This window comes from Thalassospira australica (genome assembly GCF_044790785.1).
GTDB classification, from domain to species: domain Bacteria; phylum Pseudomonadota; class Alphaproteobacteria; order Rhodospirillales; family Thalassospiraceae; genus Thalassospira; species Thalassospira australica_A.
The window spans coordinates 3,771,573-3,796,975 of the sequence record NZ_CP085258.1; the positions used below are offsets into that span (position 1 = coordinate 3,771,573).

General features: G+C 56.2%; 21 protein-coding genes and 2 riboswitches. Of the genes, 11 read left to right on the forward strand and 10 right to left on the reverse strand.

The genetic code is table 11. The features are described from left to right. Nucleotides 1-26: 26 nt before the first annotated feature. The gene (locus LG297_RS17665) at nt 27-509 is read left to right on the forward strand and encodes a peroxiredoxin (protein ID WP_404422584.1); all 483 of its coding nucleotides are present in this window, start codon (nt 27-29) and stop codon (nt 507-509) included. 78 nt (nt 510-587) lie between these two features. Here LG297_RS17665 and LG297_RS17670 read toward each other — a convergent pair whose 3' ends face one another. From LG297_RS17670 to LG297_RS17700, 7 genes are all read right to left on the reverse strand, one after another. Further along, entirely contained in the window at nt 588-992 is a 405-nt protein-coding gene (locus tag LG297_RS17670) for a hypothetical protein (RefSeq protein ID WP_404422586.1), read from the reverse strand. Between the two features lie 213 nt (nt 993-1,205). Then, complete coding sequence (locus LG297_RS17675) at nt 1,206-2,114, reverse strand: protein phosphatase CheZ (RefSeq protein WP_404422588.1); 909 nt, start codon at nt 2,112-2,114, stop codon at nt 1,206-1,208. Nucleotides 2,115-2,317: 203 nt separating this feature from the next. After that, nucleotides 2,318-3,814: an aminomethyl-transferring glycine dehydrogenase subunit GcvPB gene (gcvPB, locus tag LG297_RS17680; protein WP_404422590.1), complete on the reverse strand. Its 1,497-nt coding sequence runs from the start codon at nt 3,812-3,814 to the stop codon at nt 2,318-2,320. Continuing rightward, a complete protein-coding gene (gene gcvPA / locus LG297_RS17685) occupies nt 3,811-5,166 on the reverse strand; it encodes an aminomethyl-transferring glycine dehydrogenase subunit GcvPA (RefSeq protein ID WP_404422592.1) in 1,356 nt (451 codons plus the stop codon). Before gcvPA ends, gcvPB begins: the two co-directional genes overlap by 4 nt. A 3-nt stretch (nt 5,167-5,169) precedes the next feature. Then, nucleotides 5,170-5,541, reverse strand: a complete 372-nt coding sequence (gene gcvH / locus LG297_RS17690) for a glycine cleavage system protein GcvH (RefSeq protein WP_404422594.1) — start codon at nt 5,539-5,541, stop codon at nt 5,170-5,172. A 91-nt stretch (nt 5,542-5,632) separates the two neighbouring features. Beyond that, on the reverse strand, nt 5,633-6,745 hold the full coding sequence (gene gcvT / locus LG297_RS17695; RefSeq protein ID WP_404422596.1) for a glycine cleavage system aminomethyltransferase GcvT: 1,113 nt from the start codon (nt 6,743-6,745) through the stop codon (nt 5,633-5,635). A gap of 57 nt (nt 6,746-6,802) precedes the next feature. Further along, a riboswitch (glycine riboswitch) is annotated at nt 6,803-6,905 on the reverse strand. A 3-nt stretch (nt 6,906-6,908) separates the two neighbouring features. Next, a riboswitch (glycine riboswitch) is annotated at nt 6,909-7,032 on the reverse strand. 235 nt (nt 7,033-7,267) lie between these two features. Beyond that, nucleotides 7,268-7,852 (reverse strand): hypothetical protein, encoded by a 585-nt coding sequence (locus LG297_RS17700; protein WP_404422598.1) that lies wholly within the window; start codon nt 7,850-7,852, stop codon nt 7,268-7,270. A 230-nt stretch (nt 7,853-8,082) separates the two neighbouring features. Between LG297_RS17700 and ispH the strand changes: the two genes are divergently transcribed. The 5 genes from ispH to LG297_RS17725 all read left to right on the forward strand — a co-directional run bounded on the left by ispH (nt 8,083) and on the right by LG297_RS17725 (nt 13,793). Then, nucleotides 8,083-9,030 (forward strand): 4-hydroxy-3-methylbut-2-enyl diphosphate reductase, encoded by a 948-nt coding sequence (ispH, locus tag LG297_RS17705; protein WP_404422600.1) that lies wholly within the window; start codon nt 8,083-8,085, stop codon nt 9,028-9,030. Nucleotides 9,031-9,062: 32 nt separating this feature from the next. Next, complete coding sequence (locus tag LG297_RS17710) at nt 9,063-10,037, forward strand: homoserine kinase (protein ID WP_404422602.1); 975 nt, start codon at nt 9,063-9,065, stop codon at nt 10,035-10,037. A gap of 6 nt (nt 10,038-10,043) precedes the next feature. Then, complete coding sequence (rnhA, locus tag LG297_RS17715; RefSeq protein ID WP_404422604.1) at nt 10,044-10,487, forward strand: ribonuclease HI; 444 nt, start codon at nt 10,044-10,046, stop codon at nt 10,485-10,487. 216 nt (nt 10,488-10,703) lie between these two features. Next, complete coding sequence (locus LG297_RS17720; protein ID WP_404422606.1) at nt 10,704-13,103, forward strand: putative bifunctional diguanylate cyclase/phosphodiesterase; 2,400 nt, start codon at nt 10,704-10,706, stop codon at nt 13,101-13,103. Between the two features lie 15 nt (nt 13,104-13,118). Further along, nucleotides 13,119-13,793, forward strand: a complete 675-nt coding sequence (locus LG297_RS17725) for a DNA-3-methyladenine glycosylase I (protein ID WP_404422608.1) — start codon at nt 13,119-13,121, stop codon at nt 13,791-13,793. A gap of 75 nt (nt 13,794-13,868) precedes the next feature. On the opposite strand, the gene LG297_RS17730 is transcribed toward LG297_RS17725, so the two are convergent. Further along, nucleotides 13,869-14,609, reverse strand: a complete 741-nt coding sequence (locus tag LG297_RS17730) for an SDR family NAD(P)-dependent oxidoreductase (protein ID WP_404422610.1) — start codon at nt 14,607-14,609, stop codon at nt 13,869-13,871. Nucleotides 14,610-14,714: 105 nt separating this feature from the next. On the opposite strand from LG297_RS17730, the gene LG297_RS17735 reads away from it, so the two are divergent. After that, nucleotides 14,715-15,335 (forward strand): TetR/AcrR family transcriptional regulator, encoded by a 621-nt coding sequence (locus tag LG297_RS17735; RefSeq protein WP_404422612.1) that lies wholly within the window; start codon nt 14,715-14,717, stop codon nt 15,333-15,335. Nucleotides 15,336-15,352: 17 nt separating this feature from the next. Here the strand turns inward: LG297_RS17735 and LG297_RS17740 are convergent, their stop codons facing one another. Continuing rightward, on the reverse strand, nt 15,353-17,410 hold the full coding sequence (locus tag LG297_RS17740) for a protein meaA (protein ID WP_404422614.1): 2,058 nt from the start codon (nt 17,408-17,410) through the stop codon (nt 15,353-15,355). A gap of 302 nt (nt 17,411-17,712) precedes the next feature. Here LG297_RS17740 and ccrA point away from each other — a divergent pair, with 302 nt between their 5' ends. The 4 genes from ccrA (at nt 17,713) to LG297_RS17760 (ending at nt 24,114) form a co-directional block, all read left to right on the forward strand. Next, nucleotides 17,713-18,993 (forward strand): crotonyl-CoA carboxylase/reductase, encoded by a 1,281-nt coding sequence (ccrA, locus tag LG297_RS17745; RefSeq protein ID WP_062948406.1) that lies wholly within the window; start codon nt 17,713-17,715, stop codon nt 18,991-18,993. 154 nt (nt 18,994-19,147) lie between these two features. After that, nucleotides 19,148-20,815 (forward strand): acyl-CoA dehydrogenase family protein, encoded by a 1,668-nt coding sequence (locus LG297_RS17750; protein ID WP_404422617.1) that lies wholly within the window; start codon nt 19,148-19,150, stop codon nt 20,813-20,815. A gap of 242 nt (nt 20,816-21,057) precedes the next feature. Further along, nucleotides 21,058-23,157: a methyl-accepting chemotaxis protein gene (locus LG297_RS17755; RefSeq protein WP_404422619.1), complete on the forward strand. Its 2,100-nt coding sequence runs from the start codon at nt 21,058-21,060 to the stop codon at nt 23,155-23,157. Nucleotides 23,158-23,229: 72 nt separating this feature from the next. Further along, on the forward strand, nt 23,230-24,114 hold the full coding sequence (locus LG297_RS17760) for a hypothetical protein (RefSeq protein WP_404422621.1): 885 nt from the start codon (nt 23,230-23,232) through the stop codon (nt 24,112-24,114). A 76-nt stretch (nt 24,115-24,190) separates the two neighbouring features. On the opposite strand, the gene LG297_RS17765 is transcribed toward LG297_RS17760, so the two are convergent. Continuing rightward, the gene (locus tag LG297_RS17765) at nt 24,191-25,369 is read right to left on the reverse strand and encodes an adenosylhomocysteinase (RefSeq protein WP_404422623.1); all 1,179 of its coding nucleotides are present in this window, start codon (nt 25,367-25,369) and stop codon (nt 24,191-24,193) included. Nucleotides 25,370-25,403: the final 34 nt, after the last annotated feature.

Consider the following 25,403-nt stretch of genomic DNA (forward strand, 5'->3'; position numbering starts at 1 on the left):
GCCCCCCGCATGACGGAGAAAACCCCATGACCATCGAAATCGGCAGCACCCTTCCCGAAGTCACCCTTTTCCGTGCAACGGCCGACGGCCCCGAAGCCGTCAACACCAAGGAATTTTTCGCCGGTCGCAAGGTTGTCGTCTTTGCCGTGCCCGGTGCCTTCACCCCGACCTGTTCGGCCAAGCATCTGCCGGGCTTCGTTGCCAATGCCGATGCCATCAAGGCAAAGGGCGTTGATGAAATCGTCTGCCTGGCATCGAACGACGCATTTGTGCTGCGCGCATGGGCCAAGGCGGAAAACGCCGGTGACAACATCACCATGCTGTCCGATGGCGATCTCGCCTTTGTCAGCAAAACCGGCCTTGAACTGGACCTGACCGGTCGCGGCCTTGGCAAACGCGCCAACCGTTTTGCCATGATTGTCGATGATGGCAAGGTCACCGACCTCGCGGTCGAGGCACCGGGCGCATTCGACGTTTCAAGTGCCGAAACCGTTCTGGGCAAACTCTGATCGGTTCTCCCGAACCCCACGGCCTGAAAACAGAAAAGCTCCGCAGCAATGCGGAGCTTTTCCTTTATCCGTAGACGCTTAACGCGGCAAAAGAACCGCAATCGGGTCCGATTTGCTGTCAAAATCGCATTCAAAAGTCGGATTGGTGTGTTTGGCGATGAAATGCACCACGCCTTCGCGGAAATCCGCCTTGATCGGGGACCAGCTCATAAAGACACCGCCGCGATTGTCATACTCGCGAATATCGCGATCGCGGAAAAGTTCACGGAAACTATGGCCCAGATCTTCGGTTGCACCGGCAACCAGCCAGGATGGCTTCAAGCCGCCATGCCACAACAGATAAACACCGCCAACATTGTCGAGTTTCAGTTCGCTGAAATCATCAATCATGAACAGGCGGTAATATTCGCCACGCGGGCTTTTCCGCCATTTGATATCTTGTGCCTTTGGCTGGCGCATACCGCCAAGCGACCAGAATCCCATTTCATCCTCCAAGCGTGCCAAAATGCGCGCAACTGCCTGTTACACGCATCCCAACGCAGCTTCTGTTTTTTTATGATTTTCACGATACCCGATAACTGTAAACTTTTGGTTGATCAAAAACAGTTCACCGAATTCGCAAAATCTTGTTCTTTCGCAAGATTGTTTTGTGGGCTTCCATCTTGAATATAAGATGTTTTTGCCGTTTTGGAATAGTCAGTCAAACAATTTGTCAATGTCATCCTGACTGATCCCCTCACCCTCAAGCTGCGGACCGTTCAAAAGGTCATCATCTTCATTCTTTGGCATCCCGTCATTATCATCGGGAACCGGAAGATCGCTAAAGGCATCCTCGCCCCAGATCAGGATCATATTGTGAACCCGCTCCTCAACGAACTCAAGGGTTCTGACCACCTTGTTGATCCGCTGCCCGGTAATATCCTGGAAGTTACAGGACTCGAAAATCTTGGTGACCAGAAACGCAATCTGTTCGACATGGTCGGCAACAAAATCATTCGGTGCCGAATTCTTAAGCGTCATCGCCAGATCGTCGATCTGTTCGGCGGATTCAAGGATCGTATGCGTTGCCATTTCCGTATCCTTGATGATCGCATCAAGTTCGGTGGTCGCATTGACAAGGCGGTCATCCTCGGCCTTGGGATGGCGCAGCGACGCAATCTGCATCTTCGCCTTGTGAATATGTTCGTTCATTTCCTCGATCTGCTTGCGGATCAGTTCGAGGTCGTCACGATCAGGCTCGGATGCCCCCGGACGATTGCTATGGGTGAAATTGCTCCTGACCGGTTCGGGCAGGGTATCGGCCGCCTTCTCACCATTCGATGCCGGCATGTCCGGGTGGCTTGCATCCCCACCACCGCCGGAACCAACCGCATCGCGAAGCTGCGCCACTTCGGATCGCAGCGCACGGATTTCGTCAAGAACGGCCTGATTGATCCCCGATGCATCCGCCGCCGCAGACTTGGGCGCGGACAAGGCTTCCCCCCCACCGATACCGCTTTCAAGCGTCGGATCGAAAAAGGAATCCGACCAATCTTCGACCACACCACCCGAACGTTCTTTCAAACGGCGTTCTGCGGTAAAAACCTTCTGCACGCGACGTGTCATGGTTGACTTCAATCCTCCGGCAACGGGTTTTCGCCCGATCCCTATTCCCCCGATCACCCACCCCCGTGGTCAGATGATCACATTACAATCAGTATAAGGGGCCAGATTGCTACAAGTCCAATGGGTTTCAAGAACAACCCCTTGAAAAAGAACACCCCGGCCAACCGACCGGGGTGTTTTCGAAGGCTATGTTGCGTTGCAAATCAAGCAGATTCAGGCATCCAGCGCAGAACCGGCTTCCTTGCAGCCGCCGTTTCGTCAAGACGACGGCGCGGCGTCAGATACGGCGCATTTTTAAAGAATTCCGCATCGCCCGATTCTGCCTTGGCCACCAATGCCAGAACCGCATCGCAGAACTGGTCAATCGATTCCTTGGTTTCCGTTTCCGTCGGCTCGATCAAAAGCGCACCATGAACCACCAGCGGGAAATACATGGTCATCGGGTGGAAGCCCTCGTCAATGATCGCCTTGGCAAGATCCAGCGTCGAAACACCGGTATCTTTCAGGAAATCATCGTCAAACAGCGCTTCATGCATGCAATAGCCGGGGAATGCCACGCTCAGCTTGTCTTTCAGACGCGCCAGCAGATAGTTGGCATTCAGCACCGCATCGCCCGATGCCTGACGCAATCCATCCGCCCCGTGACTTTTCATATAAGCCAGCGCACGAATGAACATGCCCATCTGGCCGTGGAAGCCTTTCAGACGACCGAACGGCTTTTTGCCATCCTGTTCTTCTGCGGTTTCCACCAGATGGAATTTCTCGCCCTTGCGCACGACATAGGGGATCGGTGCGAACGGGGCCAGTGCGTCGGAAAACACAACCGGACCCGAACCCGGTCCACCGCCGCCATGCGGGGTCGAAAAGGTTTTATGCAGGTTGATATGCATCGCATCAATGCCAAGGTCCGCCGGGCGCACCCGTCCGACAATCGCGTTGAAGTTCGCCCCGTCGCAGTAAAAATACCCACCGGCCGCATGGACCAGATCGGCAATCTTGCGAACGTCGCGTTCAAACAACCCGCAGGTATTCGGGTTGGTCAGCATGATACCCGCCACATCGTCGCCAAGCTTGGCTTCGAATGCCGCCAGATCAACACGGCCATCTTCGGTGGCCGGGATCGAATCAACCGTGAAACCGCATGCGGCTGCGGTTGCCGGGTTGGTCCCGTGGGCCGATTCCGGCACCAGAACACGACGACGGTTTTCACCGCGCGCATCAAGGGCCGCACGGATCGCCATCATGCCGCAAAGCTCGCCCTGCGCGCCCGCTGCGGGCGACATGGAAACCGCCGGCATCCCGGTCAGAACCAGCAACCAGTGTGCGCAACTGTCAATCAGTTCAAGCGCCCCCTGAACCGTGCTTTCGGGCTGCATCGGATGCAAATCGGCAAGACCGGGCATACGCGCGACCTTTTCGTTCAGGCGCGGGTTGTGTTTCATCGTGCACGATCCCAGCGGGAAGAAGCCGGAATCGATGCCAAAGTTTTTCTGCGACAGGCGCGTGAAATGACGCACCACCTGCGGCTCGGACAGGCCCGGCAAACCGACATCGCTATCGCGATCAAGGCCGCCAAGGCGTGATTTGATGCCCGCCGGTTTCGGAAGGTCAACACCGGTACGACCCGGTTCGCCCTGTTCGAAAATCAGCTTTTCCTCAAGAACGAGGCCGCGGTTACCGGTATGGGTGGTAAAGCTCATGCCAGCACCTCCTTCAATGCAGACGCAAGGTCCGCGATGTCTTCGTCGGTGTTGGTTTCGGTCGCCGCCACCAGCATGTAATGGTCCAGATCGTCGCGGTTCGGATACAGGCGCGACAACGGAACCCCGCCAAGGACACCCTTGCCAACCAGTGCCTCGACCACCTCGGCTGCCGGTTTGGCAAGCTTGACGGTGAACTCGTTAAAGAAGCTGTCATTGACCACTTCCGCCCCCGGCACCGCATCAATCGCATCTGCGGTCTTGCACGCGGTTTCATGATTAAGGGTCGCCACACCACGATAGCCGTCTTCACCCAGAAGGCTCATATGCACCGTAAAGGCCAACGAACACAGACCGGAATTGGTACAGATGTTCGACGTCGCCTTTTCGCGGCGGATATGCTGCTCGCGCGTCGAAAGTGTTAGAACAAAACCGCGCTTGCCGTCCTGATCGACCGTTTCACCGCACAGGCGACCGGGCATCTGGCGTACCAGTTTGCTGGTCGTCGCAAAAAGTCCGACATACGGCCCGCCATAGTTCAGGTTGTTGCCAATCGACTGGCCTTCGCCGCAGACGATATCCGCGCCAAAGCTGCCCGGCGACTTGATCGCGCCAAACGCCATGGCCTCGGTAAAGACCACGATCAGAAGCGCCCCCTTGGCATGGCACGCGTCCGCAAGCTTCGTGTGATCCTGAATGCGTCCGAAAACGTCCGGGTACTGGACCACCACACAGGCGGTCTGATCATCAATCAGATCGTCAAGCTCGTCGGCAGTTGCCTGCTTTTCCGGGTGCCCGTCGCGACCGGCAACTTCGGTATCGCTATACTGGCAATAGGTTTCCGTGACTTCACGGTAATGCGGATGCAAACCACCCGACAGAACCGCCTTCTTGCGCCGTGTTGCGCGGCACGCCATCAAAACGGCCTCCGCGCACGACGTTGCCCCGTCCCACATTGATGCGTTCGCCACATCCATGCCGGTGATCGATGCCACCTGGGTCTGGAATTCGAACAGATACTGCAACGTACCCTGTGCGATTTCCGGCTGATACGGGGTATAGGCCGTCAGGAACTCACCGCGCTGGATGATGTAATCGACCGTGGCCGGAACATGGTGGCGATACGCCCCCGCACCCAGGAAGCTCGGCACGCTGGCCGTTCCCATGTTTTTGGCGGCCAGTTTCGCCATGTCGCGTTCGACCTGCAATTCACCCAGATGATGGGGCAGATCGACCGGCTCGGACAGCAACGCGCCTTCGGGCACGTCGCTATATAATTCATCAACGGACTTTGCCCCGATGGTTTCAAGCATCGAGGCGCGATCCGCACTGGTTAGCGGAAGATAACGCATATCTTAAAGGCCTTCGACAAAGTCTTTATACGCAGCTTCGTCCATCAGCTCGTCAAGCTGGGACTCATCGGAAAGTTCCATGCGGAAGAACCAGCCATCGCTTTCCGGTGCTTCGTTGACCAGTGCCGGATTGTCATCAAGCTCTTCGTTGGCTTCGACAACCACACCATCCAGCGGCGCATAAACGTCGCTGGCGGCCTTGACCGATTCGACAACTGCCGCGTCACCATCCTTGGTCAGCTTTTTGCCGACTTCCGGCAGTTCGACATACACGATATCGCCAAGCGCCTGCTGGGCGTAATCGGTGATGCCGACGGTCGCGACACCGTCTTCATATTCAACCCATTCATGTTCCTGCGAGAATTTTTTAGTCATGGTAATTCGTCCCTGTAAGATCAGTTGTCTCGATTGTCTCTTACGGGCGGCTTATTGCCAGCCCAAAACCGGTTTCTTCAGTTTTTTGTCATTAGCCGCGATAGTAACGGTGCGGCGCAAACGGCAGTTCGACGATTTCCGCCGGACGCGCTTTGCCGCGCACCATCAAATCGACTTTGGTACCCGGGGCGGCAAATTCAATTGCGACATATCCCATCGCAATCGGGCCATCCACGGTCGGGCCGAAACCACCGCTGGTGATTTCGCCAATTTCTTCGCCGTCACTGTTCAGGATCGGGGTATGTTCGCGCGCCGGGGCCTTGCCTTCGGGTTTGATCCCGACGCGCTTGCGATCCGCCCCGTTGGCCAGCTGATCAAGGATGACATCCGCCCCCTTGAACCCGCCTTCTTCGCGACGACGCTTGTTGATGATCCAGTTAAGGTCCCCTTCGACCGGGGTGGTCGTGGTATCGATATCGTTGCCATACAGGCAAAGACCGGCCTCAAGACGCAGCGAATCGCGCGCGCCAAGGCCAATCGCCTCGACCTCGTCCTCGGCCAACAACTTGCGCGCCAGCTCTTCGGCGCGGTCGTTCGGCACGGAAATCTCGTACCCGTCCTCGCCGGTGTAACCCGACCGGGTGACAAAGCACGCGATACCGGCAATATCGATCTCGGCAAAGCTCATGAATTTCATATCGGCAACCGACGGTGCAAACCGCGCCAGCACGCGGGCGGCATCCGGGCCCTGCAACGCCAGAAGCGCGCGGTCGTCAATCTCGATCAGGTTCACACCATTATCCAGATTGGCCCGCATATGGACAATGTCATCATCCTTGCACGCCGCATTGATCACCAGAAACAGGCTGTCGCCCGCATTGGTGATCATCAGATCGTCCAAGATCGTGCCATCGTCATTGGTCAGCGCGGAATAACGGGTGCGGCCGGGTTTCAGGATCGCGATATCACCGGGTACGAGCTTTTCAAGCTCGGCGACGCGATGTTCGCCGGTCAGGCGAACCTGCCCCATATGCGAAACGTCAAACAGGCCCGCCTTCGCACGGGTATGCAGATGTTCGCCCTTCACCCCCAGCGGATATTGTACCGGCATGTCGTATCCGGCAAACGGCACCATCTTGGCACCCAGTTCGACATGCAAATCATGAAGGGCGGTTTTCAGCAGTTCGGTTTGATGATCGGCCATCAAGGTCTCCAGACAGTCGTTGCGAAACATAGCCGACCAGTGGCCAACCACGTCCCCCTCTGTCTTGGAGCCTGAAAGAATCACAGCCGGTTTGGATACCGGTCTGCTTACATCTTCGGCGAGGCGCACATCGATTTTCAATGCCGCCTGCTTTCCAGAGTCCCATCTCCCCGCGGTCCGTTTGCCTGAGAGTTTCCGGGGTGGTTGCTCCTTCGGCGTCCGCGCAATCCCTATCGATGCAATCACGCACATCGATCAAGACCGTGGCACTCTCCCACGGGGATCATTTGGGTATGCCCCCTTATACGGATTTGAATCCGACCAGACCAGCCCCAAAAATCAGAACCTTTCGACCCCATCCATTGGTATGAGGATTAGCAACCCTGATTTCGCCCTCAGGCAAACGATAATTATTTTGTATGAGGATTACCGAAAACGAACTTTTGACCAAAAACGAAAATCCCGCCACGCGATGCGGGCGGGATTTGATTACTCACTAAAAGTGAATAATAGGCCGGATTATTAATTTTTTCCGAAGCGTCGATTGTAATCGAGCTGATCGGCACTCAGCTGGAAACCAAGATAGATTTCATAGTCCGGACCGGCCCAGATATCCTCAAGCGGCACATTCAAATTCACCTGCTCGTCACGATATCGCCCCATGTTCAAATTGCTCGGGAATGCCATATCAACATCGAACAGATTCTTCTGGATAAACGCGCCTGACGGGTCCTTAAGTGCCACAAAATACTGAAGTTTTGCGTTGCGTCCCTGCGCTGCCGGGCCCAGTTCGGCACTGATGACCGGGCTGATGACAACGTTTAAAACCTTGTCATCAAGGTCATAGCCGCAATCGCCCTGATATCCGTCAAATTCGGCCTCAAGAATCACATCGGTCAGGTCTTTGCCCTGGCCATTGAACTGCACCAATTTGGCGGTATCATTGGGTAAGAAGGCACGCGGACATGCCGGGATCGGCTGTTCTTCGAACGTGCCACACGCTGCCAGGAAACCGGCAAACGACACCAAACCCAATGCACAAACACGCCGCAGTCCGTTCGAAATCGTCATCCAAGCCTCTATGGAACTGGTCAAATTCGCTGTCATCCCCCATCCGGGCACAGCCGCGCGCAGTCTATTCGCTCCGATATGGCGACACAACCCGCTTCCGTTTCAAATCGCTGCCCGCGACACAATTCCATCCCAGAACATACCTGAACACGCATCTTTCCACGGTGTCTGTCATTGCACGTCCGGTGCTGGCGGGTTATGTAACGAAGACCTTTGAATAATCGCGCGCCTCATTGCCGCGCATCATGAACATTCGGACCCGTATCATGTCTGACAAAGCCGACCTTCGGATCATCCTTGCCAACCCGCGCGGTTTCTGTGCGGGGGTGGATCGTGCGATCGAGATCGTCGAAAAGGCGCTGGTGAAGTATGGCGCGCCGGTCTATGTCCGCCACGAAATCGTCCATAACAAATTCGTGGTCGACCGCCTGCGCGATATGGGCGCGGTTTTTGTCGACGAACTTGATGGCGTCCCGGATGGTGTGCCAGTAATCTTTTCCGCCCACGGCGTGCCCAAATCGGTACCCGAAGCCGCCGAAAGCCGCCAGCTTGAATATCTTGATGCGACCTGCCCGCTGGTCTCCAAGGTCCATCGCGGGGCTGAACGCCACCATGCGGATGGCAAACATATCCTTCTGATCGGCCATGCCGGTCATCCCGAAGTCATCGGCACCATGGGCCAGTTGCCACCGGGCAGCATGACCCTGATCGAAACCGAAGAAGATGCCGAAAACCTTCAGGTCGAAAACCCCGAAAACCTTGCGTTTGTGACCCAGACCACCCTGTCGCTGGACGATACGGCCAGGATTATTTCGATCCTGCAACGCCGTTTCCCGACAATCGAAGTCCCGAAGAAAGAAGATATCTGCTACGCGACCACCAACCGCCAGCACGCGGTCAAGCTGATCGCGACCGATGCCGACGCCATTCTGGTGCTGGGGGCGCCCAATTCGTCGAACTCGAACCGGCTGGTCGAAGTCGCGAAACGCGAGGGATGTGACCGTTCGGTTCTGGTCGAACGCGCCAAGGATATCGACTGGTCCAAGCTTGACGGTATTTCGACCCTTGGCATTACCGCCGGTGCATCCGCCCCGGAAATTCTGGTCGAGGAAGTCATCGATGCCTGCCGGGAACGTTATAACGTGACGGTCGAAACCCTGACACTGACCAACGAAAACGTCACCTTCAAGCTGCCCCGTCAGCTTGCCAGCTAACCCCGCCCCGATGCAGGAAATCCGGATATCCCATGGCCGTCTATACCGACGTTTCTGACGAAGATATCGCCCGTTTTGTCGCCGAATACGATATCGGCAATGTGATTTCCTTCAAGGGAATCGCCGAGGGTGTCGAAAACACCAACTTCCTGCTTCAGACCGATCAGGCATCCTTCATCCTGACCCTGTATGAAAAGCGCGTAAACCCCGATGACCTGCCCTTTTATCTGGGCCTGATGGATCATCTGTCGGCCAAGGGGCTGAACTGCCCGACGCCGATCCACGGCAAGGACGGGGTTGCGTTGCGTCGTCTTTGCGGACGTCCGGCCGCCATTACATCCTTCCTGAACGGCATGTCGCCGCGCCGGATCATGCCCCATCACTGTTCCGGTCTGGGCACCGCACTGGCGCAATTGCATAACGCCGGTCAGGATTTCGAAATGTATCTTGGCAACGCGCTAAGTGTGAAGGGCTGGCGCCCCCTGTTCGAAAGCTGCCGTGCCGATGCCGACGGCGTTCAGCCCGGCCTTGAAAAGCTGATCGAGGATGAACTGGCCTTTCTTGAAGCCAACTGGCCCCATCAATTGCCCGCAGGCGTCATTCATGCCGACCTTTTCCCGGACAATGTGTTTTTCTTCCCGGGCAAGGATGACGTTTCCGGCCTGATTGATTTCTATTTCGCGTGCAATGACCTTCTGGCCTATGACATTGCGATCTGCATGAATGCCTGGTGTTTCGAGCCCGACAACAGCTTCAACGTCACCAAGGCGCGCAACCTTCTGTCAAGCTATGGCAAGGTCCGCGCCTTGTCCGATGACGAACTGACCGCCCTTCCGATCCTTGCGCGCGGCGCGTCCCTGCGCTTTTTGCTGACCCGACTTTACGATTGGCTCAACACGCCCAAGGATGCGCTGGTCACGCCGAAAAACCCGCGTGAATATATCAACAAACTGCGTTTTCATCAGCGCATCGACAGTGCCAGCGCCTATGGCCTGGGCGAGGAATAGAATTATATGACGGCAACTGACGGCAAACGCGTCGAGATTTACACAGACGGCGCGTGCAGCGGCAATCCCGGCCCCGGTGGCTGGGGTGCGATCCTGCGGTTTAACGGTGTGGAAAAGGAAATGTCGGGCGGCGATCCGGAAACCACCAACAACCGCATGGAAATGATGGCCGCCATCAGTGCGCTTGAGGCATTGAAACGCCCGTGCATCGTCGACATTTATACTGACAGCAGCTACGTCCGGGATGGAATAACCAAGTGGATTTGGGGATGGCAAAAACGCGAATGGAAGACTGCAGATAAAAAACCGGTCAAAAATGTCGAGCTTTGGCAACGACTTCTTGATGCCCTGAAACCCCACACGGTTGAATGGCACTGGGTCAAGGGACATGCCGGACACCCCGAAAACGAGCGATGCGACGAACTCGCCCGTCAGGCCGTGCCAAAATAAACTTGGCCAACAAGTCCTTGAAGCTGCTGGACTTCGATCCAAAATAGATGGTCCGGGACAGTTTTTGTGAACGCTATATGAAAAAAATGAAATCAAACTTGCTTTTGGGCGGACTTCCGGATTGAGTAAGACAGTCTTAGGGGTATTGGAGCCCACCCGAAGGTCGAGTATGGTTGCCTTTGACTAGTCGATAGTGGGTGCCGAGGAGAAATACGCTTGTCGCGCGGATCGTACGGCTTTTTACAACGGAAGTCGCTTAGCAGCCGATTGCTTTTTATCGCGCTGCCGCTGGTTTCCCTGTTCTCCCTCGCCCTGTTCGTTGTCTTCGGATACGTCAGCTACACGGTTCTGCGTGACGATCTGAACGAAAAAATCGAACAGACTGCCGATATCAACGCCCGCGTTCTGGCGACACCTTTCTGGTATCTTGATGTCGACAATATCGAATCAGCCCTGAACGCCATGAGCCGGGATCGCGATATTGTCGCCGTGCAGGCCCTGGGCGCTGACGGTACCGAATTTGCCCATACCGGCATCTCGCAATCCGAGCTTAACGACACCCTGCGTCTATCGCGACGCGTGTTCTTTGAACGCAACAATGTGCGCCATGACGTCGGCGAACTTGTCATTTACTTCACGGAAGCACGCGTTCAGGATTTGCTGTTCCGCCGGATGGTGATCGACATGATCCTGTTCGGCTTGCTGATTTCAGTTGTCGCCGCCAGCCTTCTGATCGCCAACAGACGGTCGATCAAGGAACCGCTCAACCGGCTTTTGCATTCCATCCGCATGACCAAACATGGCCGTCTGCGCCGCCCGGTGGAATGGAACAGTGCGGACGAACTGGGTCTTCTGATCCGCGAATATAATGAAATGGTGACCCTTCAGGGTCAGGCACAGGAAGAGGCCCAGCGCAAACAGGCGCTTCTGGAAGCAACCCTTCACAATATCGGTCAGGGGATATGCCTGTTCGATCAGGACCTGAACCTGATGGTCTGGAACGAACGCTATATCGAATTGCTGAACCTGCCGCGCGATCTGGTCAAGGAAGGCACCCCGCTTTCCGATATTCTGCGTTATAATGCCGAACGCGGCGAATATGGCGATGTCAGCATTCAGGCACTGATTTCCGACCGTGTCGCGATTGCACGCCGCCGCGAACCCTATCGCATGGAACGCACCCGCCCGAATGGCCGCGTGGTTCAGGTTGACCACAACCCGATGCCCGGCGGCGGTTATGTCGCGACCTATACCGACATTACCGAACGCAAACAGACCGAAGCCCGCATGCGCCATCTGGCCGTCCATGACGTGCTGACCAGCCTGCCGAACCGCACCCTGTTCCTGGATCGCCTGCGCCAGGCATTGCTGTCCGCCCGCCGGTTCCAGCGCGGGGTCACGGTGCTGTTTGTCGATCTGGACCGGTTCAAGGATATCAACGATCACTTTGGCCATGATGTCGGCGATCTGATGATCCAGGAAATGGGGCAGCGCCTGTCGCGCATCATCCGTGATTCCGATACCGCCGCGCGCCTTGGCGGCGATGAATTCGCCATCATCCAGACCGATGTGCAGAATATCGAAGACACCATCGCCCTTGCCCAGCGCATCATCGATGAACTTTGCCAGCCGTTCGATTGCCGTGGCATTCGCCTGCATTCCACGGCCAGTGTCGGCATCACTCTGTTCCCCGAAGACGGCGAAAACCCCGAACAGCTGGTCAAAAACGCCGATATGGCAATGTATGCCGCCAAGGCCGAAGGCCGCAACAATTACCGGTTCTTCCTGCCCTCGATGCATGAACGGGTCAAGGAACGCAAAACCATCGAGGAAGATCTGCGCAACGCGCTCGAATATGATCAGCTTGAACTGTACTATCAGCCGAAAATCGATTGCCGTACCGAGCGGGTTGTCGGGGCGGAGGCACTGGTGCGCTGGCATCACCCGGATCGCGGCATGATCCTGCCCGGCGAATTCATTTCGGTGGCCGAGGAATGCGGCCTGATCAACCGTCTGGGTGCATGGGTTCTGAACAAGGCCTGCAAACAGACGCAAATCTGGCGCGAAACCACATTGCCGGGTCTTCGGATTGCGGTAAATCTGTCCCCGGCCCAGTTCCAGGATGCCGAACTGGTCAGTTCCGTCACCCAGATCATGGATCAGACCCTCCTGCCCGACGGCACGCTGGAACTTGAAATCACCGAATCGATCCTGATGAACAACCCGGAAAAAGCCGTTTCGACCTTAAACGAGCTCAAGGCCCTTGGCGTGCGGATCGCGATTGACGATTTCGGTACCGGTTATTCATCGCTGAACTATCTGAAACGTTTCCCGGTTTCGTCGATCAAGATCGACCGGTCGTTTGTCAACGACATCCATGTCGATATGGATGACAAGGCGATTGTCGATGCGGTGATCGGATTGGGTCACAGTCTTAATCTTGAAGTCGTCGCCGAAGGTGTGGAAGAAGTCGAACAGCACGAATATCTGCGCGACAAGGGTTGCGACTTCATTCAGGGCTTCCTGTTTTCCAAACCGTTGCCCGCGGCCACATTCGAAAGCTGGGTGATTGAACGCCACGGTCGTGAACCGGCACGGGTTGCCGCCAAAAACTGATCAGGGGCATCCGGCATGGCGTTACGTCCGTTTTCCGACATCATTGCGGATACCGCAGCCCTCAAGGGTGGCATGGATGCCATCACTGCCCGGCTGATCACCCCCAAAACCCCTGATGAAATCCGGAAAATCCCCTCGGACAGATGGCTGTCCGCCATGACCATGTGCGTGTTTCAAGCGGGGTTTAGCTGGAAAGTCATCGAAAACAAATGGCCGAATTTTGAGGCCGCCTATGACGGATTCGATATCGGCCGCTGGTCGATGATGCATGACGAGGATATCGACCGCCTGATGGCAACCGATGGCCTTGTCGCACACGCCCCGAAAATCAGATCGGTCGGCCCCAACGCCCATTTCCTGTGCCAGATCGAAGATACCCACGGATCGGTCGGTGCATGGTTTGCCGATTGGCGGATTGCTGATTATTGCGACAATTTGCGCAAGCTTCACAAAGGCGGATCGCGCCTTGGCGGTAAAACCGGGCAGGTTTTCCTGCGCCGGATGGGGGTTGATACGCTGGTCTTTTCCAACGACGTCCTTGCAGCACTTGGTCGTGAAGGCGTGGTGTCGAAAATGCCATCATCGGGCAGGGATTTTACCGCCGTTCAGCACGCCATTGACCAATGGCACGGCGAAACCGGTCGCCCCCTGACCCAGATCAGCCAGATACTGGCGCTATCGATCAATTAGGCCACATGCATAATACGTCACGGCCAGAAACAAAGTCCTGACCGTGACGCTGTTGCGAAATCATATATCGTGCGGTCAGGCGCTGAACCCGCTATCAACTGTGAATTCCGCGCCGGTCGTTACCCGTGCTTCTGGCCCGGCCAGCCAGGCAACCAGTCCTGCTGTATCTTCAGCCTTACTGTATTGTGGGATTGCCATCATTCCACGCTGCCCATCGGCCATCTCACCATCCGCCGGGTTCATATCTGTGTCGGTCGATCCGGGATGGAGCATGTTGACGGTAATTCCGCGGCCACCAAGATCATGTGCCAAGCTGCGTGTAAAACCAACCAAAGCTGTTTTCGACAAGGTGTAAATGCTGATGCCCTGCATGGGCGCGCGCAGAGCAAAAGCCGTACCTGTCGTAATAATCCGCCCACCATCCGGCATATGTGCCAGAACTGCTTTGACTGCGACAAACACCGAACGGACATTGACACTTATCGTTCGATCAAACTGGTCAAGCGTCAATTCGGAGATTGGGCCGAATTCAGCGATTCCTGCATTATTGACCAGAATGTCGATCTTGCCGAATTTCGCGGCAGCTTCGTTGATCGCAGTCTCGATCTCGTCGGGCTTGCGGTTATCGGCCTTAAGAGCCAATGCCACACCGCCCGCCGCCTCAATTTCACCAACCACATCACGGGCGCGGTCCGGCGCACTGACATAGGTGATGGCGACCTTGGCACCTTCACGCGCCAGACGTTTTGCGATGGCTGCACCGATTCCACGGCTGCCGCCGGTAACGAAGGCGACCTTTCCTGCAAGGTTCTGCATGATGAACTCCATTTATGTAACGATCACTACATAATTCGTGACAGGCTTGCATTTATCCGTCAAGTGATTTATTTAATGATCGTTACATAAATAGGTGAGCAGAAGATGGCGCCACGCGGAAGACCACGCGCATTCGACCGGGACGACGCATTGAACAAGGCCTTGGCCCTGTTCTGGGAACGGGGATATGACAATACATCCATGGCCGATCTGAGCACGGCCATGACACTCAGCCCGCCCAGCATCTATGCCGCCTTTGGCAGCAAGGAAACGTTGTTTGACGAGGTCATCACACATTACGCCAAACACTATGGCGCATCGATCTGGGGAAATCTGGACCGTTTCAAACTGGCAAGGGAGGCGACGCAGCATGTTCTGATCGCGTCCGCCAATGCCTTTACCCGCGATGATACACCGCATGGCTGTCTGGTTGTTCTGGCCGCACCACAGGCGGAATCAAACCATGCCACGGTCAATCAGACCCTGCGCGCCCATCGCCGCAAGGTGACGGAAATCCTGAAAAACCTGTATGAAGCAGGCTTGGATCGCGGCGATATCCCGCGCGGTACGAATATCGATAAAATGGCGAACTATTACGCAACCGTGCAGCATGGCATGTCGATCCAGGCACGCGATGGCGCAACCCGCGACGAACTGATCGCCGTTGCCGAGGCGGCAATGTCGACCTGGCCCATCCTGATCAGCCCGTCATCGGCCACAACCTGAAGCCGAACCCACCGCAATCAATAGATCGCGGTTCCCGCCCCTTCCGAATTGCCCTCGACATTACGCTGGGCCGGATGTTCTGTTGATTTGCGATCCACCAGATCGACAATTTCGGAAATCACCCGGACCAGTTGGTAATCCTTTGGCGTATAGACCGCCGAGACCCCCATCTGGCGCAGAACAAGCATATCCGCATCCGGGATGATGCCACCAACGACGACGGGAATATGCCCCGCCCCGTGGGCGCGCAGACCATTGACGACTTCGCGCACCAACGGCACATGCGACCCCGACAGGATCGAAAGACCGATCACATGCGCGCCTTGCTCGATGGCGTTGCGTACCAGTTCATCGGGCGTCCAGCGAATGCCGTCATAAAGCACCTCGATCCCGGCATCGCCCGCCTTGACCGCAATCTGTTCGGCCCCGTTGGAATGACCATCCAGCCCCGGCTTGCCGACCAGCATCTTCATCCGTTCACCAAGCTTTTCGGAAACTTCATCCACCCGGCTTCGCAGTTTTTTGATGTCGTCTTCCCCGCCGGTCACGATCATCGATGTGATGCCGGTCGGCGCACGATATTCGCCAAACACCTGCCGCAGCGTTTCGGACCATTCCCCGGTCGTGACCCCGGCATGGGCGCAGGCAATCGAACTTTCCATGATGTTGCGGTCTTCGCGGGCGGCGGCCTCAAGATCGGCAAGGCTTCTGGCAACTGCGGCCTGATCCCGGCCGGATCGCCATTGCTTCAGCTTTTCGATCTGTTCCTGTTCGGCCATGTCATCGACTGTCAGGATCGATTTTTCCCCCGATGTCAGCGGCGAGGGTTCGGTTTCGGTATAGGCATTCACCCCGATCACCTTGGTCAGCCCGGTTTCGATATCGGCCAGACGGCGCGCATTGGACCGCACCAGTTCCTGCTTCATATAGCCGCGGTCCACCGCCGCAATCGCCCCGCCCATCGCCTCGATTTTCGCCAGTTCCGCACGCGCCCCTTCCTTCAGCAATCCGACCTTGCGTTCAATCGCCGGATTGCCGTCAAACAGGTCGTCATATTCCAGAAGGTCGGTTTCATAGGCCATGATCTGTTGCAGGCGCAGCGACCATTGCTGATCCCACGGGCGCGGCAGACCAAGGGCCTCGTTCCAGGCCGGAAGCTGCACGGCACGCGCGCGGGCATTTTTCGACAGCACCACCGCCAGCATTTCGATCAGGATGCGATACACATTGTTTTCAGGCTGCTGTTCGGTCAGCCCAAGCGAATTGACCTGCACGCCATAGCGGAACCGACGATATTTTTCATCTGCAATGCCATAACGGTCGCGCGTGATTTCATTCCACAATTCGCAAAATGCCCGCATCTTGCAAATCTCGGTCACAAACCGGATGCCGGCATTCACAAAAAATGAAATCCGCCCGACGACCCTGGCAAAATCTTCTTCGGGCACCTGACCGGATGCCTTGACGGCATCAAGCACGGCAATCGCGGTTGCCAGCGCATAGGCCAGTTCCTGTTCGGCGGTCGCCCCGGCTTCCTGCAAATGGTACGAGCACACATTCATCGGGTTCCATTTCGGGACCTCGCGATAGGTAAAGGCCGCAACATCGGTAATCAGTTTCAGGCTGGGTGCCGGCGGAAAGATATAAGTCCCGCGCGAAAGATATTCCTTGATGATGTCGTTCTGGGTCGTCCCCTGCAGGCTGTCGCGCGGCGTTCCCTGTTTTTCGGCAACGGCAATATATAACGACAAAAGCCATGCCGCCGGCGCGTTGATCGTCATCGATGTGTTCATCTGATCAAGCGGAATGCCGTCAAACAGGGTCATCATGTCGCCCAGATGCGATACCGGCACGCCGACCTTGCCGACCTCGCCGCGTGCCAGAACATGGTCCGAATCGTAACCGGTCTGGGTCGGCAGATCGAACGCGACCGAAAGCCCCGTCTGCCCCTTTGCCAGATTCTGACGGTACAGCGCGTTCGATGCACTGGCCGAACTGTGCCCGGCATAAGTCCGGATCAGCCACGGGCGATCGCGTTCCGACTTTGCTGCACTGCGTTGATTTTCCATCGACATGCCGACCTCGCGTATCTTTATTACCCAAAAGCTTTTTGTTTATTACAAAGAAACGTTATTAAATTACCCACTAGACATCGATTGGATAATTATATAACAATTTGTGCAACGCGATAAAAGCGAAAACTAAGAAAGCATTCGGGGAACCTGGCCCAAAACCAAGGGAAACCGGTGTATTTCAGGGAAAATATCACAAAATCCGTGGCTTGGAGGATTCGTCGACCGCAGCGCAACACAAGGTAATTTTATTACCACTCATTTACAGCGCATCCCGGATCGACCCCGAACAAGGAGTGAAGGCCATGAATACGACTGCTGAAGTTCTGCCGTTCCGTGGTGGTCATGAAGAAAAAGACCTGTATGAAATCGGCGAAATCCCGCCGCTGGGTCATGTGCCGAAAAATATGTATGGCTGGGCCATCCGCCGCGAACGTCACGGGGAACCTGATACCGCCATGCAATGCGAAGTCCTGCCCGTAATCCAGCCCGACAGCCACGAGGTTCTTGTCCTCGTGATGGCGGCGGGTGTGAATTACAACGGTGTGTGGGCGTCACTTGGCAAACCGATCTCGGTCTTTGACGTGCATGACCTGCCCTATCATATCGCGGGGTCGGATGCGTCGGGCATTGTCTGGGCGGTTGGGTCAAAGGTCACGCGCTGGAAAGTCGGGGATGAAGTCGTCATCCACTGCAATCAGGATGACGGCGATGACGAGGAATGCAACGGCGGTGACCCGATGCTCTCCCCCACCCAGCGCATCTGGGGCTATGAAACACCGGACGGATCGTTTGCCCAGTTCACCTGTGTGCAGGCACAGCAGCTCATGCCACGGCCCAAACACCTGACATGGGAAGAAAGTGCGTGTTACACGCTGACCCTTGCCACCGCCTACCGCATGCTGTTTGGCCATCGCCCGCATATCCTGCGCCCCGGCCATAATGTTCTGGTATGGGGGGCCTCGGGTGGCCTTGGATCGATGGCGATCCAGTTGATCACCACCGCAGGTGCCAATGCGATTGGCGTGATTTCGGATGAAAGCAAACGCGATTTCGTGCTGGGCCTTGGCGCCAAGGCGGTGATCAACCGCAAGGATTTCAATTGCTGGGGCCAGTTGCCAACCGTAAACGGCCCGGAATTTGGCGACTATATGAAAGAAGTCCGCAAATTCGGCAAGGCGATCTGGGACATCACCGGCAAGGGCAATGACGTCGATATCGTCTTTGAACATCCGGGCGAACAGACATTCCCCGTATCGTGCAACGTGGTCAAGCGCGGCGGGATGGTCGTGTTCTGCGCCGGGACGACGGGCTTTAACCTCACCTTCGATGCCCGCTTTGTCTGGATGCGCCAGAAACGCATTCAGGGCAGCCACTTCGCCAACCTCAAACAGGCGGCCCAGGCCAACAAGCTGGTAATTGAACGGCGCATTGATCCCAGCATGTCCGAAGTGCTTGGCTGGGACGATATTCCGCGCGCACATATGAAAATGATGCGCAACGAACACAAACCCGGAAACATGGCCGTTCTGGTTCAGGCCAAACGCCCGGGCATGCGCACCCTTGAAGAAGCAGTCGACGCCTAAGCCCACATAAAGCGTCGACTGACCGTTGGTGGCCCTGATGCGTTCTCGCCCGATCCGCATCGGGGCTGCCACTTTTCAATTCCCGCCGAACCGGCAGGACAAAAATGATAGTCTGCTTCATGCACCAGATGGACCGAACCCGAGGATCAGACAGATGACCGATAATGCCCTGCTGCCCGAACTGACCCGGCTTTGCGATGATGCGCTGGTGGCCCTTGCCCCGGTGCATCAGGCCGCCGAAACCGCAATGCGCGACGCTGTGACGGTCGATGGCAAAATCGATGCTCGCGCACTGGATGAAAACCAGTATGCCGCCCACGGCTTTGCGTGGTTTTCAACCTATGTCACTGCACTCAGGCAGATGAAGGCATGGGCTGATCGGCTTACGGCACAGGGCAAGTTCGGAACACTTGAACAATTGATCCTTCAGGCGGCCTTTGGCGAATATCTCGCACAGATTCAGGGCGGCATTGCGATGTCGCAGGGCGAATTTATCCGTCTTTCAACCCTTGGCGTTCCGGGCGATGTGATTGCCGCCCTTGGCGACAGCCGCGCGGTTGCGACCCTAACGGGCATGGGCAACAGCGACGCCACCCGGCGCGCCATTGCCGATCAGATCAAGGACAGTCTTGATACCGGTCGGTTCGGTGAAACCGGACTTGAAGACGAAACCCTTGATCTGGTCCGTGACCAGTTCCGGCGCTTTGTCGATGAAAAGGTCAGCCCGCACGCGCATGGCTGGCACGAACGCGACGAACTGATCCCGATTGAAATTGTCAACGAGATGTCCGAACTGGGCGTTTTCGGCCTGACCATCCCCGAAGAATTCGGCGGGCTTGGCATGGGTAAAACCGCGATGTGCGTCGTGACCGAGGAACTCTCGCGCGGCTATATCGGGGTGGGCTCGCTTGGCACCCGGTCCGAAATTGCCGCCGAACTGATCCGCCTTGGCGGGACGGATGCGCAAAAGGAACATTACCTGCCGAAACTGGCATCGGGTGAAATCCTGCCAACGGCGGTCTTTACCGAACCCAATAACGGATCGGATCTGGCGCATCTGCGCACGCGCGCGACCAAGGATGGCGATACCTATAAGGTGACCGGAAACAAGACATGGATCACCCATGCGGCGCGTTCCGACCTGATGACCCTTCTGGCGCGCACCAACCCCGATGAAACCGGATATCGCGGGCTATCGATGCTGCTTGCCGAAAAGCCGCGCGGCACGGAAAATGATCCGTTCCCGGCCAAGGGCATGACCGGCGGCGAGATCGAGGTACTTGGCTATCGCGGCATGAAGGAATACGAACTGTCCTTTGACGGGTTCGAAGTCCCCGCCGAAAACCTTCTGGGCGGGGATGAGGGCCAGGGCTTCAAACAATTGATGGCGACCTTTGAATCCGCCCGCATCCAGACCGCCGCCCGTGCGGTGGGCGTCGCCCAGAATGCGCTTGAAATCGGGATGCGCTACGCACAGGACCGCATCCAGTTTTCCAATCCGCTTTACAGCTTCCCGCGGGTTTACGGCAAAATCGCCTGGATGGTGGTTGAAACCATGATCGCGCGCCAGCTCACCTATTTTTCCGCCATCGAGAAAGATCAGGATATCCGCTGCGATATCGAGGCCGGCATGGCAAAGCTTCTGGGCGCACGCGTTGCGTGGTCGAACGCCGATAACGCGCTTCAGATCCATGGTGGCAATGGTTACGCGCTTGAATACCAGATCAGCCGGGTTCTGTGCGATGCCCGCATCCTGAACATTTTCGAAGGGGCGGCCGAAATTCAGGCGCAGGTTGTTACCCGCGGCCTTTTGGGGCGTTAAAAGACATCAGCAACCGCTTGCCTTTGTGTTCCCTTTCCAGCGAACCGTGGCCCCTGTGAAAAACTTGGGCAAACTTGGCCCGTCAACCTTGACGGGCCTCTTTCTTGTATCAACCTAAAGTATGATATCTGTATACCTGCCTTGCGGTGGTAACATGACCTTAATCAACAGGTAAAAAAAATCGAAAAATCGAAGCCTGCACGGCCTGATGCGCCGAAGGGGAAAAAGGGAGAGACGTTTACATGAATCACGCGTCTGCATCGCCGGAAAATACAATTTTCACGCGTGCAAATGCTGCGCGCGAGATTTTTGACAAACATGCCGACAAGCTCGCCGAAAGCCTTCTGGCCGGGCTGTTTGGCACAGGTCAGAACAGCAGTGATCCGAACGATCCGAAAGCCCATGTCAGCGCACTGGCCAATCGCCTGCGCACATTGATGGCCGCAACAAGCGGATCGGATTTTGATGCCTGCTTTGACGATCACATTCTGGCCGACGCCATTGCCGGCATCCCGGCCAGCCGCATTGTCCAGGCCTACCACAACACAATCGAAAACTTTGCCAGACTGGCCGCATCCGAGGGACGCGGCCGCCGCGATCCCGGCGTGCTGGATGCCTGCCGTTCGGTGCTGATGGGCGATATGGCCTGCCTGATGGCAAGGTCCGAACGCAAATCGGCACAGAACCGTTCGGCATCGGAAATCCAGTCGATGTCCGAAATCATCGAACGCGAAACCGATAACATGATCGCCGAAGTCGGATTTCAGGCCGGACGCACCAATGATGTCGCGCAAACAATGGCATCCGATGCGCATGATCTGTCGGAACTGGTCGAACGGATCACATCGACCACCGCCATTGCCAGCAACAATGTTTCCACCGTCGCCTCCGCGACCGAGGAATTGCAGGCATCGAGCGAGGAAATTGCCGACCGCATCCACAAGACCAACGACATCGCCAGTCAGGCCGTGACCCGCGCCCAGGAAACATCGGTCACGATGAACAGCCTGTCAGACACCGCAAGCGAGATCGGCAAGGTCGTCGACATCGTCAAACGCATTTCCGATCAGACCAAGATGCTGGCGCTTAACGCCACCATCGAAGCCGCCCGTGCCGGCGATGCCGGCAAGGGCTTTGCGGTTGTTGCCAACGAGGTCAAGAACCTTGCATCGCAAACCGAAAAAGCCATTTCCGACATCAACGCCCAGATCACCGCCATTCAGGACGCCACATCCGAAGCCGTCGGCGCGATCGAAGGCATTGGCGGCGCGATTGACGAAGTCAGCCAGCTTTCATCGGATATCGCCTCATCGGTTCAGCAGCAGACCGCCGCCATCAGCGAGATTTCAACCAGCGCGCAGGAAGTGTCCACCCACATGCAGGGCATTTCCAGCGACATCGCACTGGCCAGCGAAAGATCACACAACGCCAGCAAGACATCGGAAAACCTGCGCATTCTGGCATCGAATATCCGCAAGGATATCAACGAGATGGAAAACCGGTTCCGCGTTGTTCTGCGTTCGGCGGATACCAGCAACCGCCGCAATCAGGAACGCGTTCCGATTGCCGTTGATATCGAAATGGATTTCGGCAATGGCGACAAACGCAAGGGCGTTACCGCCGATATGTCGGTGGCCGGTCTTCTGGCGCGGATCAAGGCCAGCGATCAAGACAATGGCAAACCGGTGTCAATCCTGCTTGATGGCAACACCCGTCTGCACGGCATCCTGAAGGCAGTTTCAAATCTGGGATCGCATGTCCAGTTCACCGAACTGGACGAAGAAGCCAACCGCACGATCATGGGGCTTTTGCAAAAAACCCGCGATCACGACAACAAGATCGCCGAACTGGGCGCACCCTTGGCGGCCCAACTGGCAAAGGTACTGGAAAACGGCATCCGCAATGGCGAGATCAGGAAAGAAGATCTGTTCCGTCCCCGCTATGAACCGATTGACGGCACCGACCCGATACAGTTCATGACGCCCTATATCCCCTTTACCGACCGGCATTTCACCCCGTTACAGGAAGAAATCCTGCAAAAGGACAAACATATCGTGTTTGCCGCCGGGGTGGATATCAACGGCTTCCTGCCGACCCATAACAAGGTCTACAGCCAGCCACAGCGCCCCGGTGAACCGGCATGGAATATGGGCAATTGCCGCAACCGCCGTATCTTTGATGACCGGGCCGGCCTGATGGCTGCGCGCAATACCAAACCCAAACTGTTGCAAACCTATTTCCGCGACATGGGATCGGAAGTCGTGTTCATGAAGGAATGCGACATCCCGATTGTCGTGAATGGCGAACAATGGGGCAATCTGCGCATAGGATATCGCGCTTGATCTTCAAGATGCGGGTCGGACAACTTTACTCCAAGGCCCGCAACATTGCGGCGAAATACTTCCGGAGCCTTCATGGATCAGCTTTTCATATCTCTACTTCTTCAGGACGAGGCCACGCTGATCGGAATTAACGTTGTACTGATTATCGCCGGAGGCATTGCTGCAGCATTCTTTCTTGATGTGAAGATCACATATAGGCGTGTGGAGTATCTTTGGTTCATTGCTTTGTCAGGCCTTGCATTGACCATTTCACAGTTTCTCTGGGCACTGACGCCAGCAGCTGCTGATGCAGGCCTACTCTCAATCTTGATAATAGTAGGAATGGGGTCTTTCGCGCTATTTGGCGCAGCTATTTACTATGCCTCAGCTGCGCGTTCGCGCCATATCTGCGGGCAGACCTCAAACGCTTGGTTGGGTTTCGTCCCACTAGCTAACCTCTGGCTAATATTCAAAGGAGGCGCAACCTCCGCCTATGATCCAGATAAAGTACGAAGCAAACTGTCACGCCTCTTTCCCGACCCGATACTGGTAATTGGAGCAATTGTCGTGCTCGCGCTTTCGCAAGGCATCGACAAGGCCGTCGAGTACAAGGGGTATTACGATCCGAACGATAGCGAAGTGCTGGTCAGTCTAATTGCCAACGCACAAACGGTTGAAGAGAGATTTGCTACGGAGGCCAAACTAAGTGGCGCGGAATTACCTGTCCGGATTGATGAATTAACCATATTGAGCAAGATAGAGGCTCAGGGCGAGACGCTTCGTATTACCTACGATGTGGAGCAAGACATTTTCAGCTTCAGACCGGATTTCAAACTTACCTTGGCGACAATGCAATGCGCACCTGAGATGTTCGGCCCTGACATCGCTCGTGGCGGCACAATTGAGATGATATACCGCGCTCCCGGCGGTAGGATCATTGAGACCTACAAGATTACCCAATCTGATTGCATACCCTGAGAGAAATTCACATCAGCCCACGTACAAAAACACCCCGGTCACATGCCGGGGTGTTTTGCATTTGATGAACCCGAAATCAGCTATGCGACCGTAAAACCGCCTCGGCAATTTCGCGTTCGACATCCGCCGGATAATCATAAAATCCCGGTTTGAACGACGATGCCCCACCCGATGCCAGCCAGTCGATCCCGCGGATCAGAATGGCGGAAAACGGATCAAACAGGTCCTTGCCCGAACCGCCCATGCCCGGTGCGAGGTTCAAAAGGCTGCCACGGTTCAGAAGGTAAACTTCCTTGCCATCATCAAGCGTGAAACGTTCGATATAGCGGCGCATGCGGGTGCGTTCCTGCGTATCAAGCCATTTGACATCGATTTCGGTATTGGAATGCCCGACATTGACCAGAATGGCACCACGACGCGCCAGCTTGATCTGATCCGCACCAAGAATGCCGGAAAATCCGGTGGCGGTGACGACAATCGCACATTCCCGAAGCCCGTCTTCAAGGCCAACCACCCGGCAACCGTGATGCTGGGCCTCAAGCGCACGGACCGGATTGCGTTCGGCCACGCAAACCACCGCCCCCAGATTGCGCGCCCGTTCGGCAACGCCGCGCCCGACCGGACCAAAACCGATCACAAGAACCGAACGGCCATATAACGCCAGACCAGTCACATTGGAAAAGACCGGCCACATTTCCTGTGCCACGTGATGGCGGTTATGCAGGCGATCCTTGATCGCAATATCGTTCCAGTTAAAGACAGGGAAGGTGAAATCAAGCTTTTCAACGCGATGAACGCCCGTCGTGGTCGCTTCAAGCGCCCCATCGACCTTATGGCCCTTTTTCACAAACGCCTCGATCAGCTCCCCGCCCATGTCGGCGATGATATCGGCCGGGCTATCAGACAGGATATCGATGCTTTTGGCATATTCATCGGGCGTCATGCCGGAAAAGGCATGGACCTCGACCCCGTTCGCCGCCAGATAGGCCGCCGCAACATCGTCGGTGCTATCGGGGTTACACGCACCGACCTTGACCTTGGCACCTGCTTTGACAAACGGCAGCAGGGTCGGAATGGTGTCTTCAAGAACGTGCTGGAAACTGACGATGGTTTTGTCACGCAGGTCGCGTTTGGCAACGTAATTGCCGTATTTGGCGGTCACCGGGCAGATCACCTCGCGCCAGGCAAGGGTTTCGTCGGTGATATTGGCGGCAAGTGCCGGGTCCTTGATACGGCTGGTGGTCGAGGTGGTCATGGGTGGGCTCGCTTGAAACGTGGGACGAATACTG

Excerpts from the sequence above, each read along its gene's own strand:
- LG297_RS17665 (WP_404422584.1), top strand. The coding sequence starts at position 27 with ATGACCATCGAAATCGGCAGCACCCTTCCCGAAGTCACCCTTTTCCGT.
- LG297_RS17670 (WP_404422586.1), bottom strand. The coding sequence starts at position 992 with ATGGGATTCTGGTCGCTTGGCGGTATGCGCCAGCCAAAGGCACAAGAT.
- LG297_RS17675 (WP_404422588.1), bottom strand. The coding sequence starts at position 2,114 with ATGACACGTCGCGTGCAGAAGGTTTTTACCGCAGAACGCCGTTTGAAA.
- gcvPB (WP_404422590.1), bottom strand. The coding sequence starts at position 3,814 with ATGAGCTTTACCACCCATACCGGTAACCGCGGCCTCGTTCTTGAGGAA.
- gcvPA (WP_404422592.1), bottom strand. The coding sequence starts at position 5,166 with ATGCGTTATCTTCCGCTAACCAGTGCGGATCGCGCCTCGATGCTTGAA.
- gcvH (WP_404422594.1), bottom strand. The coding sequence starts at position 5,541 with ATGACTAAAAAATTCTCGCAGGAACATGAATGGGTTGAATATGAAGAC.
- gcvT (WP_404422596.1), bottom strand. The coding sequence starts at position 6,745 with ATGGCCGATCATCAAACCGAACTGCTGAAAACCGCCCTTCATGATTTG.
- LG297_RS17700 (WP_404422598.1), bottom strand. The coding sequence starts at position 7,852 with ATGACAGCGAATTTGACCAGTTCCATAGAGGCTTGGATGACGATTTCG.
- ispH (WP_404422600.1), top strand. The coding sequence starts at position 8,083 with ATGTCTGACAAAGCCGACCTTCGGATCATCCTTGCCAACCCGCGCGGT.
- LG297_RS17710 (WP_404422602.1), top strand. The coding sequence starts at position 9,063 with ATGGCCGTCTATACCGACGTTTCTGACGAAGATATCGCCCGTTTTGTC.
- rnhA (WP_404422604.1), top strand. The coding sequence starts at position 10,044 with ATGACGGCAACTGACGGCAAACGCGTCGAGATTTACACAGACGGCGCG.
- LG297_RS17725 (WP_404422608.1), top strand. The coding sequence starts at position 13,119 with ATGGCGTTACGTCCGTTTTCCGACATCATTGCGGATACCGCAGCCCTC.
- LG297_RS17730 (WP_404422610.1), bottom strand. The coding sequence starts at position 14,609 with ATGCAGAACCTTGCAGGAAAGGTCGCCTTCGTTACCGGCGGCAGCCGT.
- LG297_RS17735 (WP_404422612.1), top strand. The coding sequence starts at position 14,715 with ATGGCGCCACGCGGAAGACCACGCGCATTCGACCGGGACGACGCATTG.
- LG297_RS17740 (WP_404422614.1), bottom strand. The coding sequence starts at position 17,410 with ATGTCGATGGAAAATCAACGCAGTGCAGCAAAGTCGGAACGCGATCGC.
- ccrA (WP_062948406.1), top strand. The coding sequence starts at position 17,713 with ATGAATACGACTGCTGAAGTTCTGCCGTTCCGTGGTGGTCATGAAGAA.
- LG297_RS17750 (WP_404422617.1), top strand. The coding sequence starts at position 19,148 with ATGACCGATAATGCCCTGCTGCCCGAACTGACCCGGCTTTGCGATGAT.
- LG297_RS17755 (WP_404422619.1), top strand. The coding sequence starts at position 21,058 with ATGAATCACGCGTCTGCATCGCCGGAAAATACAATTTTCACGCGTGCA.
- LG297_RS17760 (WP_404422621.1), top strand. The coding sequence starts at position 23,230 with ATGGATCAGCTTTTCATATCTCTACTTCTTCAGGACGAGGCCACGCTG.
- LG297_RS17765 (WP_404422623.1), bottom strand. The coding sequence starts at position 25,369 with ATGACCACCTCGACCACCAGCCGTATCAAGGACCCGGCACTTGCCGCC.